General features: G+C 66.9%; 10 protein-coding genes. 5 read left to right on the forward strand and 5 right to left on the reverse strand.

The genetic code is table 11. The annotated features are described in order from the left end of the window. The first annotated feature begins 147 nt into the window (after positions 1-147). The 4 genes from ACQY78_RS18675 to ACQY78_RS18690 all read left to right on the forward strand — a co-directional run bounded on the left by ACQY78_RS18675 (position 148) and on the right by ACQY78_RS18690 (position 5,099). Positions 148-3,327 (forward strand): AsmA family protein, encoded by a 3,180-nt coding sequence (locus tag ACQY78_RS18675; RefSeq protein WP_428677498.1) that lies wholly within the window; start codon positions 148-150, stop codon positions 3,325-3,327. Positions 3,328-3,678: 351 nt separating this feature from the next. Next, on the forward strand, positions 3,679-4,056 hold the full coding sequence (locus ACQY78_RS18680; RefSeq protein ID WP_428677500.1) for a response regulator: 378 nt from the start codon (positions 3,679-3,681) through the stop codon (positions 4,054-4,056). 90 nt (positions 4,057-4,146) lie between these two features. Next, on the forward strand, positions 4,147-4,644 hold the full coding sequence (locus ACQY78_RS18685) for a pyridoxamine 5'-phosphate oxidase family protein (RefSeq protein ID WP_428677502.1): 498 nt from the start codon (positions 4,147-4,149) through the stop codon (positions 4,642-4,644). A gap of 2 nt (positions 4,645-4,646) precedes the next feature. Continuing rightward, positions 4,647-5,099, forward strand: a complete 453-nt coding sequence (locus ACQY78_RS18690) for a hypothetical protein (protein WP_428677504.1) — start codon at positions 4,647-4,649, stop codon at positions 5,097-5,099. A 22-nt stretch (positions 5,100-5,121) separates the two neighbouring features. Here ACQY78_RS18690 and ACQY78_RS18695 read toward each other — a convergent pair whose 3' ends face one another. The 5 genes from ACQY78_RS18695 to ACQY78_RS18715 form a co-directional block, all read right to left on the reverse strand. Beyond that, on the reverse strand, positions 5,122-8,298 hold the full coding sequence (locus ACQY78_RS18695) for an efflux RND transporter permease subunit (RefSeq protein WP_428677506.1): 3,177 nt from the start codon (positions 8,296-8,298) through the stop codon (positions 5,122-5,124). 19 nt (positions 8,299-8,317) lie between these two features. Beyond that, positions 8,318-9,499 (reverse strand): efflux RND transporter periplasmic adaptor subunit, encoded by a 1,182-nt coding sequence (locus ACQY78_RS18700; protein ID WP_428677507.1) that lies wholly within the window; start codon positions 9,497-9,499, stop codon positions 8,318-8,320. 132 nt (positions 9,500-9,631) lie between these two features. Beyond that, complete coding sequence (locus ACQY78_RS18705; RefSeq protein ID WP_428677509.1) at positions 9,632-10,225, reverse strand: DUF938 domain-containing protein; 594 nt, start codon at positions 10,223-10,225, stop codon at positions 9,632-9,634. Continuing rightward, positions 10,222-12,522 carry a xanthine dehydrogenase family protein molybdopterin-binding subunit gene (locus ACQY78_RS18710; RefSeq protein WP_428677511.1) on the reverse strand — a complete coding sequence of 767 codons (2,301 nt, stop codon included), beginning with the start codon at positions 12,520-12,522 and terminating at the stop codon, positions 10,222-10,224. Before ACQY78_RS18710 ends, ACQY78_RS18705 begins: the two co-directional genes overlap by 4 nt. Then, complete coding sequence (locus ACQY78_RS18715; protein WP_428677513.1) at positions 12,519-13,832, reverse strand: NAD(P)/FAD-dependent oxidoreductase; 1,314 nt, start codon at positions 13,830-13,832, stop codon at positions 12,519-12,521. The genes ACQY78_RS18710 and ACQY78_RS18715 overlap by 4 nt, the downstream gene beginning before the upstream one ends. A gap of 112 nt (positions 13,833-13,944) precedes the next feature. Here ACQY78_RS18715 and ACQY78_RS18720 point away from each other — a divergent pair, with 112 nt between their 5' ends. After that, positions 13,945-15,546 (forward strand): flavin-containing monooxygenase, encoded by a 1,602-nt coding sequence (locus ACQY78_RS18720; protein ID WP_428677515.1) that lies wholly within the window; start codon positions 13,945-13,947, stop codon positions 15,544-15,546. The last annotated feature ends 79 nt before the right edge of the window (positions 15,547-15,625 follow it).

Genomic DNA, 15,625 nt, shown 5'->3' on the forward strand with positions numbered 1-15,625 from the left:
CATGACAAGAACTTCCAAAAGCCCAGCCCAGGCGGAGCGACCTGATCTGCCTATCGGGACGAGCGGATCAAGCTTCCGTGCGAGGACAGTTACCGGCCCATCGGGCATGACGGAGCGGTCTTCAGAATAATTGCCGGACATCCACCGATGCCTTCGATCCTCTCATACTTGCTTAAGGCGGTTGCACAGCTTGTGCGGAGGCTGGCTTGGGGCACCGCGTGTCTGGTGGCTTTGCTCGCCGGTCTGCTCATCCTGCCCCGGGCGATCGACTGGGAGCCGCACAAGGCCCGGCTCGCGGGGATACTGGCGGAAGCCACCGGGCGCGAGGTCGTCCTTGGCGGTCCGCTCGAGATCGCCCTGCTGCCGCAGCCTATGCTCGTGGCGCAGCAGTTTCGCCTCGGTAACGCGCCGGGCGCCCTCACGCCGCACATGCTCGAAGCGCGGCGGGTCATGGTCACCCTGTCCTGGTCGGCTCTGCTGCAGGGCCGCATCCAGCTGGCGCAGGTCATTGTCGACGAGCCGCGCCTGGTGCTGGAGCAGGGTGCCGACGGCGAACCCAACTGGCGCCTGCGTCTCCCCGAAGGCTGGGCGGGGCAGGGGGCGACCGCGCCGGGTCTGGCGCTCTCGCGTCTGGAGATCCGGAACGGCCGGATCGTTCATGCGACCGGCCTGTCGGGCCACTCCCTCGAAGCGCAGGCCATCTATCTCTCAGGGTCGCTCGCGCCGGGCGATGGCGTTCTGCACCTGCATGGAACCGCTGTCGTCAACGGCGTCCCGGCGTCGCTCACGCTCGACCTCAAGACAGCCGCGACGGCCGATGCGCCGATCGGCCTGAAGCTCGGCGTGCCGGGCGGTCGCCTCGACTTCGCGGGCTGGTCCGGAGAGCGCACGGCGCGCGATCCGCTGCGCGGCCGCCTGTCGTTCGACGCCGAATTCCTGCCCGAGTTCGTCGAATCGGTCACGACGCTGACCGGCCGCCAGCCTATGCGGGTCAACGAGGCGATCGCCCGCACCCTGGTCGCCTCGGCCGATGTCGAGCTGGTCGACGACCGGTTGTCGATCGACGGTCTGAATCTCACCGTTGCCGGCGAACGGATCCTCGGCCGTCTCGTGGTTGCCGGGGGAGAGGCGCCGCTCGTGAGCGGGCGGCTGGTGGCCGCCCACCTGGACGCAGATCGGTGGGTGGAGCGACTGCAGGGGCAGGCACTGATCGTCGCACCGACCGGCGGTTCGGCGCGGGCCGCCGCCGGACCGGCCGAGCCCGTCGGCGACGACCTGCCGTCGGTGCGGGTGCAATTGACCTGCGAGGTCGACACGGTGCGCTATCGCCGCGACACGGTCCGCGAGGTCGCCGTGACGTTCCGCTACGACAACGACGTCCTGCACCTCCAGGCGCTGAGGGCCGTGCTGCCGGGAGACTTCCGGGTGAATCGTCGGGTCGGCTTCGAAGGTGACGCGACGCACGCGGGATATGACGGCGTCATCGAGATCGAAAGCACGAACCTGCGTCAGACGCTGAAATGGATCGGCATCGATACGACATCGTTGCCGCCTGACCGCCTGCAGACGCTGCGGATATCCGGCAAGACACGGCCCGCAAAGGGATTCGTCCACGTCACCGACGCTACGTTCGAACTCGACGACCAGCAGGGCACGGCGACCGCCGACATCGCCTACGCGATTCCGACCGTCATCACGGGCCGTCTGCATCTGCCGAACCTGAACCTCGATGCCTACCAGCTGAGCCGTGTAGCCCTGCAGGGCATGATGCCGGTTCCCGAGACAAGTCCGGCCTCGCCGCCGGCAAGCACCGAGCCTCCGCCGCCGGTGCTGGATCTGAAGGCCACGATCGACAGAGTGCTCTACCGCGGCGAGACCGCCCACGGTGTCGATGCCCATGCCGTCATTCGCGGCAACGAGCTGAAGCTGAAGCACGTGGGCGTGGACGAACTTCTGGGCTCGCACCTGGAGCTGTTCGGCTCGATCGCCGACTTCGGGACAGACCCGCGCTTCGATCTGGCATACCGGGCCGTCGTTCGCGACGCCGACCGGATGCTCGACTATGCCGCCCTGCCGCGCTTCGTCCACGGCCGCATCGGGCCGGCCCAGGTGGCGGGCCGCGCCGTCGGAACCCTGAAGGAAGCGGTCCTGTCCGACCTGTCGGTGGCAATGCTCGGGGCCACCATTACGGCGGTGGGCCGGCTCTCATTCGAGGCCGACCGTCGCTTCGACTTTCCCCGCTTCTCTCTGGTCAGCCCCGATATCGGTGCGCTCGTTGCGGTGGCCAGCGGCAGCCCGCGCCGGGACCTGGCGGAGGTCGAGGCCAACGGCGCGTTTCACGGCGATGCCGCGCGCGCCACGTTCCGTGGCGATCTCGAGGTCGACGGCATGTCGATTTCCGGCGAGTTGTCCTCCACCCTCGTCGCTCGCCCGCGCGTCGCGATATCCCTGCGTGCGCCCGCCGGGCTGCGGCTGGATCGCTGGTTGCCGCCGGCACCTCGTTTCGGCGAGGAGCGCCCGGGCGGTTCAGGGACGCAGTCTTCGACATCCCTGGAGATTGAACGCCTGACGGCCTCGTTGCGCACGTTCGACGCGACCGTGGCGCTCTCGGTGCCAGGCTTGGCGTGGGGACCTTTCACCGTGGAGACGGTCGACCTCGCCGCCAGCCTGGACGGCGGTGTCATCGAGGTGACGCGCTTGGCCGGCACGCTCGAGGGCGCCGCCCTCGAGTTGACCGCAACGATCGATGCACGCCGCACCGTACCGGTCGTGGAAGTGAGGGGCGGCATCCGCGACATCGACATCTCGCGCCTCATTGCCGTCGCGGGAAGTGCCAACGAGTTTGGTGCCGATCAGTTGGCGGTGGCCCTGGAGGGCAGACTGACTTTGGAAGATCTCGCTTTGAGAGCCGAAGGGGAATCGCTGGAGGAGTTCATCGCGTCGGTGAGGGGGCATGGCCTGTCCAACGGCGAGGTCCGCGCCAGCGTCGTCCGAGGATCCGCGTCGTTCGCCTCCTTCGAGACGGGAGTCGCCAGCCTCTTCAGCACGGAGATGGGCTTCACGTCGGCCGTCATCGATGGATTCGTGGGGAACTGGATCGCGACGAGAGGGGGGGTCAACGTAGAGGGCGGCGTCCTCACCTTCGACGAGCACACGGTGCGCGCACCCCACGCGACGGCCTATGTCAAAAGCCGGTTCGATCTGCGGCAACGAGCCGTAGACGCATTGATCGCCCTCGATACCGGCACGCCGGGCTCGATGGATTATTTGATGTCTGTACGAGGCCCATTGGCGGCGCCGACCTTGCGAGCCGAGCCAATGCGCTGACGCTGAAATGTCAGCTCGATGATGGTCCGTCCCCGTCGGCCGGCTGCCGACAGGCGCACAGTCATCGCTTCGGTCTATGGCGACCGGGTCTATGCGCAGAAGAAGGGGCGGCGGCTTTGCAGTTTTGCCCCGCCGCACTCGCGCGTGACCGGTGTTAACGCCAGAAGAGGGCGAGGAGGATGATGATTGGAATCGGAATGCCGACTAGCCAGAGCAGAATTGAACGACCCATTTGTATCTCCTTCGTGTCAAGGTATTTCCAAACGAGCCACTGGCCTTGAAGGTTGCGCGGGCTAACGCAACGTGGATCATACCGACACGTTCAAGCGAGGCTGACTGGAGTGGCGTTCCTTGGCTCTTCTCGATGGTCGCACGATTCTCATCGTGGAAAACGATCCGGCGATCGGACTGGATCTGCGGGCGACTCTGGTCGCTGCAGGTGCAACACCGGTAGGACCCGCCAATAGCGTCGACAGTGCCTTCGCGCTGATCGCCGATCATGCCATCGATGCCGCGATCCTCGACATCCGCCTCTACAAGGACGAACTGGTCTTTCCCGTCGCCGACACTTTGGAAGCGTTGCGCGTGCCCTATGTGTTCGCGAGCGGCCGGTCGACGGCGCTGATGCCGCTCCGCCATGGCGACAAGCCATTCTTCGACAAGCCCTTCCGCCCCGAGGAGATCGTCCAGGAGCTGGCGAAGATATTGGGCGGAGAGCGCGCGGCCTAGCCCGCTCCCGGGCGGTGGCCCGACGTAGCGCTGCAACGGTCTCCCGGCGCGTGCGTTGGGCAGGCAATCTCAACCGCCTTGCAGGAGCCGATGATGCCCACCCCGAAGGAAATCGAAGAAAAGTTCTGGTCGGCTCTCAAGTCCGACATGACCATGATGCTCGGTCTCGATGGCGTCGAGGACGGTCATGCCCGACCCATGACCGCGCAGCTCGAGGGTGAACGCGGCCCGATCTGGTTCTTCACCAGCCGCGAGAATGGCATCGTCGAGAAGCTCGGCGCCGGTGAGGGCAATCGCGCGATCGCGACCTTCACCTCCAAGGGCCATGACCTGTTCGCGACGGTTCACGGCAGCCTCTCGCTCGACAACAACCCGGCGGTGATCGACCGCCTGTGGAACCGCTACGTTGCGGCCTGGTATGAGGGCGGCAAGACGGATCCCAAGCTGGCGCTCCTCCGTCTCGATGCCGAGCGCGCCGAGATCTGGCTCGATGCGTCGAGCATCGTGGCCGGCATCAAGATGCTGCTCGGTGCCGATCCGAAGCAGGACTACAAGGACAAGGTCGCAACGGTCAGCTTGCGGGGTTGAGGATGGCGGCGAGGATCGGGCGCCTCCCGCCCGACACCCTGCGGGCCGTGGATCGCCGCATCGAAGAGGCGACCGGCGCGCAACTGCGTCGCTGCGCGGGCAACCGGCGACGCATCGATCGACGGTTGCGCGAACTCGACGAGGAGGTCGACCTCGAGAGCCTGCTCGACCGCAATGCCTCCGTCGTCGACTCCCTCGGTGTGCTGGTGGGCGTCTTGGTCAATCGTCGCCTGCCGTCCGTCCCCGTCTCCTGGACGGCATCGCTGGTGCAGCTTGCCGCGAGGGGGTGGTCTCCGCTGGAGCCCCTGCTGCGGCGGATGGGGATCCGGACCTCGCGCGAGATCGAGATCGAGCGTGTAGCGCTGGGGATCCTGCGCGACGATGTGGAGCGGCGTCCCGGTTCCTTGGGAAGCCGTCGCTTTTCCGACAACGGGGTGCGGGTCGTCCGCCACTGAGGCGCGGCGACCCGGGCCGGTTTCAGTCGCCTGCCGCGGCGACGCCTTCGGCCGGCGGCGGTGTCGTCTTGTTCTTCTTGGCCTTGCCGCGTTCTTCGAAGCGCTGCAGCACGGTGAAGAAGGACGGCACGAACAGCACGGCCAGACAGGTCGAGGCGATCATGCCGCTGAACACGCAGAGGCCCAGCGAGATGCGCGAGTTGGCCCCCGCGCCCGTCGCCGTCACCAGCGGAACCACACCCAGGATGAACGCGAACGAGGTCATCAGGATCGGCCGGAAGCGGGTGCGGGCCGCATCGATCGCCGACTCGACGATATCCTTGCCCTCGGCACGGCGCTCGCGCGCCACCTCGACGATCAGGATGGCGTTCTTGGCGCCGAGCGCGATCAGCAGCATCAGGCCGATCTGGGTGTAGATGTTGTTGGCGAGCCCGACCGCGTTGAGGGCGATCGCCGGACCGCTGAGCGCCAGCGGCACGGCCAGGATCACGCCGAGCGGCGCGATCCAGCTCTCGTACTGGCCGGCAAGGCAGAGATAGACGAGCAGGATGGCGAGGGCGAAAACGTACAGCAGCTGGTTGCCGACGACCTCTTCCTGGTAGGCCATGCCGGTCCATTCGTATCCGGTGCCGGCCGGAAGGATCGCCTTGGCGATCTGGTCCATCAGGTCGATACCTTCGCCGGAGCTGAATCCGGTTGCAGGAGAGCCCACGATCGCGGCCGACGGGTAGAGATTGTAGAGGCTGATCAGCGGCGGGCCGAGCGCCGGTTGGAGCTCGGCGATGGCGCCGATCGGCACCATCTGCCCGTCGAGGTTCTTCACCTGCAGCTTCAGGATGTCCTCGGGCCGCGTACGGTATTGCGAGTCTGCCTGGATGTAGACCTGCAGGCTGAGGCCGAACTTGTTGAAGCGGTTCACGAAGGACGAGCCCATGTAGCTCGACAGGGTCGTGAAGACGTCGCCGACCGGCACGCGGAGAGACTCGGCCTTGACGCGATCGACCTCGATGCGGACGTGCGGCGCACCGGAGCGGAACGAGGTGACGAGGTTGGTGAGCGCCGACTGCGTGCTGGCGCTCCTGATCACGGTGTCGGTGATGGCCTGCAGCTTGGCATAGTCGAAGCTGCCGTCCTTCTGCTCGATCTGCATCTGGAAGCCGCCGGCATTGCCGATACCCTGGATGGCGGGCGGCACGATGACGAAGGCGCGACCGTCCTGCAGGACCTTCAGCTTCTCCATGAGGCCGAGCACGATCGAGCGCAGATCCTGGTCCTTGGCCTTCAGGCGCGTGTCCCAATCCTTGAGTATGACGTAGGTTACCGCGGCGTTCGCCAGGGAGGAGTTGCTGTCGAGCACCGACATGCCGCCCAGGGCGACCACGTTCTCGACGCCCGGCGCCGCCATGGCGATCTCGGCGGCCTGACGCAGCGTGGCGCCCGTGCGCTCGAGCGAGGCACCGTCCGGCAGCTGCACGCCGATGATGAGATAGCCCTGGTCCTCGTTGGGAATGAAGGCCGTCGGCAGGCGCGCGACACCCCATCCACCGATGCCGGCCGCGACCAGCGCCAGCAGCACCATCAGCCCGGCGCGGTGGACCATGAAGCCGACCAGCCCCGCATAGGCATCCTCGAGTTTGCCGTAGACCTTGTTGAAGCCGCGGAAGAAGACGTTGCGCTTCTCCGGCGGAGTGGCGGGCCGCAGCCACATCGCGCACTGGGTGGGCTTCAGGGTGGCGGCGTTGACGGCGCTGATCAGGGCCGTGGCGGCGATGACCAGCGCGAACTGCGCGAACATCTGGCCGGTCAGGCCGGGCAGGAAGGCGGCCGGCAGGAACACCGACATCAGCACCAGGGTGATGCCGATCACGGGGCCGAACAGCTCGTCCATCGCCTTGATCGAGGCGTCGTGGGGCGTCATGCCCCGTTCGATGTGATGGGCGACGCCCTCGACGATCACGATGGCGTCGTCGACCACGATGCCGATCGCCAGCACGATGCCGAACATGGTCGTGGTGTTGATCGTGAAGCCCAGCGCGGCCATGGCGGCGAAGGCGCCGATGATCGTCACGGGGATCGTGGTCGCCGGCACCAGCATCGCGCGCCAGTCCTGCAGGAAGATCACGATCACGATCAGGACCAGGATGCCGGCCTCGATCAGGGTCATGAAGACCTCGTGGATCGATGCCTTCACGAAGAGCGTGGTGTCGAACGGCACCTCGTAGGCGAGGCCGGGTGGGAACGACTTCGACAGTTCGGCCATCTTGGCCTTCACGCGATTGGCGACATCGAGCGCATTGGCGTCGGGCAGCTGGTAGATCGCGAGGCCCGAATTGGGCTTGCCGTTGATGTGCGAGGTCTGGGAGTAGGTCTGGGCGCCAAGCTCGACCCGGGCGACGTCGCGCACCCGAACGATCCTGCCACCATTGCCCTGCTCGGCCTTGACGATGATGTTCCCGAATTCCTCGGGCGTGCTGAGGCGTCCGACGACGTCGATCGTGTACTGGAAATCCAGGCCCTTGGGCGCGGGCGGCTGGCCGACCTGACCGGCCGTCACGTCCTGGCTCTGCTGCTGGATGACCTTGCTCACGTCCGACGGGGTGAGGCCGAACGTGTAGAGCTTCTGCGGGTCGAGCCAGACGCGCATCGAGTACTGGCCGACGCCCAGCACGTTGACGTTGCCGACACCGGGCAGGCGCGCGAGCTCGTTGACGAGATTGATGGTGGCGTAGTTGCTGAGGTAGAGGCTGTCGTAGCGCTGGTCGGGGGAGGTCAGCGAGACGATCTGCAGGATCGACGTCGATTTCTTCTGGACGACGAGGCCCTGGGCCTGCACCGGCATGGGCAGCGAGGCCAGCGCCGCGCTGACCTGATTCTGCACCAGCACCTGCGCGAAATTGAGGTCGGTGCCGATCTCGAACGTCACCGTCAGCGTGTAGGTCCCGGAGTCCGTGCTGTAGGACTGCATGTAGATCATCTTCTCGACGCCGTTGACCTGCAGCTCGACCGGCAGGGCAACGTCGTTGACGACGACGGCAGCGCTCGCGCCCGGATAGGTCGTTGTGACCTGGATCGTGGGCGGCACGACGTTGGGATATTGCGCGACCGGCAGGGTGGCGAGCGCCACGCCGCCGATCAGCACGATGACGATGGCGAGGACGTTGGCCAGAACCGGCCGGTTGATGAAGAAGGCGGAAATCATGGCTGCGCTCCCCGGCCGGTCACTTGGGCGCGGCGGGGGACGCGGCAGGAGGCGCGGCGGGAGTGCCGTCGGTCGCCACGGGGATCGTCGTAACCTTGGGAACCACCTTGGCGCCGGGAATCGCGGCGCCGTTGGTGTTGAGCACGACCTGGTCGTCCGGCTTGAGGCCCGTCGAGATCACGCGCAGGCCGCTGGCGAGAAGCTGTCCGGCGGTGATCCGGGTCTGGACCACGACATTGTCCTTGTTGACCGTCATCAGGTATTTGCCGGCCTGGTCCTCCGCGATGACCCGGTTGGGCACCAGCAGCGAGGCCGTCGCCTCCAGCCCCTGAGGCACCTTCACGCGCACGAAGAAGCCTGGAATGAGGGTGCGCGTCGGATTGTTGAAGAGTCCGCGGACCAGGATCGTACCGGTCGTCGCGTCGAGTTCCGGCGACACGTAATTGAGGAAACCCTTGTGGGGAAATCCCTCCTCGTTCATCAGGCCGATTTCCAGCGGAATCTTGCTGAGTTCCTCGGGGTCGAGCCGGCGATCCTTCAGGTTCTGACGGATCTGCAGCACGTTCTGTTCACTCATGGTGAATGTGACGTAGATCGGGTCCAGCTGCACGATCGTGGCGAGCTTGGTGGCGGTCGAGGCGCCGACCAGCTCGCCGACCGAGATCAGATGCTTGCTGACGATGCCGTCGAACGGCGCGAGGACGGTCGTGTAGCCGAGGTTGGTCTGGGCGATCGTGAGATTGCCCTCGGCATTCTCGACATTGGCCCGCGCATTGTCGCGCTTGGCCTTGGCCTGATCGAAGGTGTTCTGGGCCGAGACGTTCTGGCGAAGCAGGATTTCCTGCCGGGTGAACTCGGCTTCGGCTTGCACGAGCGAGGCCTTGGCGCCGTCGAGCTGGGCCTCGGCCTCCTTGACCTTGGCCTTGTACATCGTCTGCTCGATGCCGAAGAGCTTGTCGTCCTTCTTCTTTACGGAGCCGTCGACATAGTCCTGCGAGACCAGGAAGCCCTCGACGCGGGCGACGAGGTCGACGGTCGCGAAGGCCACCGTGTTGCCGGTGAGCACCTCGAAGGGCGCGACCTCCTGCTTCACCGGGACACCGACGCTGACCTCGGCCGGAGGCGGCGGCTGGAATTTGTTTTCTTGCTTGCAGCCGGCCACCAGCCCGGTCAGCGCGATCGCCGCCAGGAAGGGCGCCAAGCCCGCAATCCGCCTTGTGGCTGCAAAAACTACGGCTTCATCGCTACGATTCGACATGTTTCCGACGATGCTCCCCGCGAGGCCGGCGCAAGCGTTAGCGCATCCCCTGCACGATTGCCACAGTCGGGACCTTCACAGCCGATTGAGGAGCAGCGACAGATTGTTCGCCGGCATCTCGACGATCTCCGGGACGGAGAAGCCCTGCGAAGCGGCGAGTTCGGCGACCGCCTCGAGATCGCGCACGCCCCATGCGGAATTGCGCCGTTTGAGGTCACCGTCGAAGGCCTCGTTGCTGGGCGCCGTATGCCGGCCGCCGACGCGATAGGGCCCGTAGAGGAAGAGCAGACCGCCCGGGGGCAGCAGGCGAGCGGCGCCGGCGACCAGCCCCACCGCGGCTTCCCACGGTGCGATGTGGATCATGTTGCAGCAGAGCACGGCATCCGCCCGCTCGACCGGCCATTTCGCCCGGGTGACGTCGATCTCGAGCGCGGGGCGGACGTTGCCCAGGCCCAGGGTCCGCACCCAGTCGTCGACGCTGGCGCGGGCGCCGGCATCTGGATCGCTCGGCTGAAAGGTGAGTTCGGGCCGGGCGGCGGCGTAGTGAACGACATGTTCGCCGGTGCCGCTGGCGATCTCCAGCACGAGACCCTTTGCGGGCAGACGCGGCTGCAGCACGTCGAGAATGGGTTGCCGGTTGCGGGCCGCCGCCGGTGCTTCGCGCTTCATCGTGCCTCCTGGATCGCGTGCCAGATCCGCGCGGGGGTCGCGGGTCCATGGAAGCCTTTCACGCCGAGCGGCGCCAGCGCGTCAAGGATGGCGTTGGCGATGGCGGGGAAGGCCGCGATGGCGCCCGCCTCGCCGCAGCCCTTCACGCCCAGCGGATTGGTCGTGCAGCGTGTGGCATTGAAGCCGAGGTCGAACGACGGCAGATCGTCGGCGCGCGGCAGGGCGTAGTCCATGAAGGACGCCGCCACCATCTGGCCAGAGGTGGCGTCGTAGGCGGCAAGCTCCAGCAGCGCTTGGCCCGCCCCTTGGGCCATGGCGCCGTGCGCCTGGCCGGTCGCGATCATCGGATTGACCAGCACGCCGTAATCGTCGACGGCCGTGTAGCGCGCGAGGTCGACCTGGCCGGTCTCGCGATCGATCTCGACCTCGACGACGTGCGCGCCGTTGGGAAAGGTCATCTGCTCGCGCTTCCAGGCATGGAACGTGTCGAGCGGCGTACCTCTCTCGCGGCCGAGCGCGGCGACCTCGAGCAGGCCAATCGCCCGATCCGTGCCGGAAACGACGAAGCGTCCCTCCTCGAAGCGGATGTCGGCCTCCGAGGCTTCCAAGGCATCCGCCGCCAGTTCCGTTCCCTTGGCGATGATCTCGTCCGAGGCCCGCCAGATCGCCGTGCCGCCCATGTAGGTGGCGCGCGAGCTGCCATGCCCGCCGCCGTACGGGATCGCGTCGGTGTCGCCCTGGACGAGGCGGATGCGTGCATTCGGTACACCCAGCCGTGTGCTGAGGATCTGCGGGAAGGTCGTCTCGTGGCCCTGGCCGATATGCTGCGTGCCGGTGATCAGCGAGATTGTGCCGTCGGCGTCGAAGCGGATGTCGACATTCTCGTCCGGCGGCCCGCCGGTTGCCTTGATGTGATAGGCGAAGCCCAGGCCGCGCAGCCGGCCGCGTCCCTCGCTCTCGCGCCGCCGCGCCTCGAACCCCGCCCGGTCGGCACGGACCAGCGCGAGACCGAGCGATTCGGCGAAGTGGCCGCTGTCGACCTCGAAGCCGAACGCGTTGGTCATCGGCATCGCCTCGGGCGGCACCATGTTCCAGCGCCGGAGGTCGGCCCGATCGAAGCCGGTCTGGCGGGCCGCGGCATCGATCAGCCGTTCGACGATGTTGATCGCCTCGGCGAAGCCCGGCCCGCGCGTCACGCCGATCGGCGCGGTGTTGGTCACGACGGCGACGACGTGCAGCGCGATCGCGGGGATGCGGTACACCGAACCCTGCAGGTGGATGTACTGGTAGGTCTGCACGCCGCCACCGGCGCCGGCCATGTAGGCGCCGAGATTGGCGAGACTCGAGATCCTGAGGGCGAGGAATTTGCCGAGCGCATCGAGCGCCAGCGATGCTTCGGCCCGCATATCGCGGGCGGCATGATCCGACAGGAACACTTCGCTGCGGCTCGCGATCCACTTGACCGGCCGGCCGACCCTGCGCGCCGCCCACAGGATCAGCGCGTGCTCGACATAGGCGAAGTTCTTGGCGCCGAACCCACCGCCCACGTCGGGCGCCACGAACCGCACGTCCTTGGGCTCGACCCCGAGCGAGCGGGCGACGTGGTTGCGGTTGATGTGGATGTTCTGGCTGGAGACGTGGAGGGTATATCGGCCTGTCTCAGGATGGAACGCGCCCACGCCGCCGCGCGGCTCCATCGGGTTCATCACGATGCGATGATTGTCGAGGTCGAGCGAGACGACATGCGCCGCCGTGGCGAAGGCGGCTTCGGCACCCGCCGTGTCGCCGGTATGCCAGTCGAGACAGGTGTTGTTTGGAATCTCGCAGGCAAGCTGCGGCGCGCCCGGTGCGCGGGCGGCCTCTGCCGAGATCACGGCCGGCAGCGTCTCATAGTCCACGACCACCAGCTCCGCGGCATCGAGCGCTTGTGCGAGCGTCTCCGCCACGATCAGCGCGACAGGCTCGCCTGCGAAGCGAACCTTGTCCTGGGCCAGCAACGGCTGGGGCGCGAAGGCGAAGGGCTCACCCGTTTGCACGTTCGCCTCGGCATAGGGGCGCAGCGGCTTCAGCCCGTCGGCCATTGCATCGGTTGCGCTGAGAACGGCGAGGACTCCAGGCGCTGAAAGAGCGGCGGCCGTGTCGATCGACTTGATGAGGGCATGGGCATGCGGCGAGCGCAGAATCACGGCCTGCGCCAGCCACTCGAACTTCAGGTCATCGAGATAGGCGCCGTGTCCGGTGACGAAGCGCGCATCCTCACGTCGTCGCGGCGAATCGCCCATCCGTTGGATCGTCATGTCCGCAACGTCTCCGCATTCTGGGCCTGGCGCTTCTCGTCCCACCAGTCACGCATCTGGAGGCCCCAGTAGGCAAGCTGCGTCGCCGCGCGGCCGGCAGCTCCCCCGGCCCAGCCGGTGCCGAACGGCGCGAACAGGTGGCAGCGCGACGGATCGCCCAGGATGCCGGCCGCAACCGCATCGGCGCCCGCGGCCGTCTGGGCGACGCCATGGCCGCCGAAGGCCGAGCAGATCCAGAGGCCGGGCTCGACCTCGCCCACCTGGGGCATCTTGTGCGGGGCATAGCCCATGATTCCCGGCCAGGCATAAGCGATGTCGATGTGGCCGAGCTGCGGATAGACCGAGATTATGTCGCTCCGCATCATGGCGCGCAGCCGTCGCGGCTCCGTCGTGTCGGTGGTGATGCGGCCGCCCCACAACAGCCGGTCGCCGTCGACGACGCGGTAATAGTCGCCGGCGCGACGCGTGTCGGAGATCGCACCGGTCCACCGGATCGCCTCGCCGAGCCGGGGCCCAAGCTTTCCGGTGACGGCGACGTAGGTCGCCACCGGCAACACCGCGCGCGCGATGCGCGGATGTACGGCGCCGAGATCGGCATTGCCGGCCAGCACGACATGCGGCGCCCTCACGCTGCCACGCTGGGTGCGAAGTTGCCAGGCACCGCCGTCGCGCGCGAGCTCGATCGCCTCAGTGCGGTCGTAGACCTTGCCGCCCCGCCGCTCGATGGCGGCGGCCAGCGCCAGCGCGAAATTCAGCGGATGGATATGGAACGAGGTCGGATCGTGGATCGCCTGATGATAGCGCGTCGTCGCCAGCACCGCGCGCACACGCGAGGTTTCCCACGGCTCGAAGGACGCCCCGAGCTGTTCCGCGAGTTTGCGCGTGCGGTCGGCGAAGCCTGCGCCCTGGTCGGTGCGCGAGACGCTGAGCTTGCCGGTGCCCATCAGGATGTCGGGGCGTCCGAGCTCGGTGATGGCGTTGTGTACGATCGTCACGCCGCGCTGCGACTGGGCGTAGAGCTGGCGCGCGTGATCGAGCCCCAGCCGGTCGATCAGCGCGCCCGACCGCTGGGCGTAGCCCGGACCGACGAAGCCGCCGTTGCGGCCCGACGCGCCCCAGCCGATCCGCCGCCGCTCCAGCAGGACCACGCGCTTTCCCTGCTGCGCCAGCAGCCGTGCCGTGTGCAGGCCCGCGAAGCCGCCGCCCACGACCGCGACATCGGCCTCTTCCCGCGTGGCGAGTGGCGTGCGCGGCTCGTCCGCGTCTCGCGTGGCGGCATACCAGCTCGCCGGATAGTCGACTTCAGCCATGTCTATTCTTCTCCGCGAGAAGAGGTGCCATGGGAAGCCTTGCGCGGCCACCTCCTCTCCCGCACTAATTTTGGCAGGGAATTTCTACCCTTTCCAAAATTCCGGAGGACGCATGTCGATCGATTTCGATGCGGTGATCATCGGCGCAGGCTTTGGCGGCATGTATATGCTGCACAAGCTTCGCCAGAAGGGCTTCACGGCGCGCGTGTTCGAGGCTGGCAAGGGCGTGGGCGGGACGTGGTACTGGAACCGATATCCCGGCGCGCGCTGCGACGTCGAGAGTGTCCAGTATTCCTACCAGTTCGATCCGAAATTGGAGCAGGAATGGGAATGGAGCGAGCGTTACGCCACCCAGCCCGAGCTGCTGCGCTACGCCAACCACGTCGCCGATCGCTATGACCTGCGCCGCGACATCCGCTTCGAGACGCGGGTCAGCAAGGCTATCTTCGACGAGGCCGCGAACCTGTGGCGGGTCGACACCGAGAAGGTCGGGGGCGGCAGCGACAAGGTCACGGCGCGATTCGTGATCACCGCGATGGGCTGCCTGTCCTCGCCCAACACGCCGAAGATTCCCGGCCTCGAGGATTTCAAGGGGCCGACCTATCACACCGGCAACTGGCCGCACGAGGGCGTCGACTTCACCGGCAAGACCGTTGGCGTCATCGGCACCGGCTCCTCGGCCATCCAGTCGATCCCGGTCATGGCGGAGCAGGCGAAGCACCTCACCGTCTTCCAGCGCACCGCCAACTACACCGTGCCGGCGCACAACAAGCCGCTCGACCCCGACTATGTGCGGCAGGTGAAGGCGAGCTATCCCGAGATGCGCAAGCGGGCGAAGACAAAGCCAGCGGGCATCGACTTCACGATCAATCCCGCCTCGGCCGCCGAGACGCCGGAGGAGGAGCGTAACCGTCAGTTCCAGGCGCGCTGGGATTACGGCGGACTGGGCTTCATGGCGTCCTTCTCCGACCTGCTGCTGAACGACGAGTCCAACAAGGTCGCGGCCGATTTCGTGCGGGCCAAGATCGGCGAGGTCGTGAAGGATCCGAAGACCGCCGCGGCGCTGGTGCCGAAGAACATCATCGGCTGCAAGCGGCTGTGCGTCGACACGGGGTACTGGGCGACCTTCAACCGGCCGAACGTGACCCTGGTCGATATCAGCGACGAGCCGATCGAGCGCGTCACGCCGACGGGCCTGCGCGCCAAGGGCGAGGATTACACCTTCGACTGCCTCGTGCTGGCGACCGGCTTCGACGCCATGACCGGCGCGCTTCTCAAGGTCGACATTCGCGGCCGCGACGGCGTGACGCTCAAGGAGCGCTGGAACGAAGGGCCGAAGACCTATCTCGGCCTGACCGTCGTGGGCTTTCCCAACCTGTTCATGATCACCGGCCCGGGCAGCCCCTCGGTGCTGACCAACATGCTCCCCTCGATCGAGCAGCATGTCGATTTCATCGCCGACTGCCTCGAAGCATTGCGCGCCAGGGGCAAGACCGTGATCGAGCCGGTGCCGGAGGCGCAGGAGGAATGGGTCGGCCATGTCGGCGACGTGTCCAACATCACCCTGCGCTCGACCTGCAGCTCCTGGTATGTCGGCGCCAACATTCCCGGCAAGCCGCGCGTGTTCATGCCCTATATCGGCGGCCTGCCGGCCTACATTCAGGCCTGCGAGAAGGTCGTGGCCAACGGCTACAAGGGCTTCGCGCTGGCGTAAGGCACGTCGTCCTGTGCCATACGAAATTCCCTCTCCCCCCGCGTATGACACGGGCGGAGAGGGCGCTTTGGAAGTATGG

Origin of the sequence: Reyranella sp. (assembly GCF_965279625.1) — a bacterium.
Lineage (GTDB): Bacteria > Pseudomonadota > Alphaproteobacteria > Reyranellales > Reyranellaceae > Reyranella.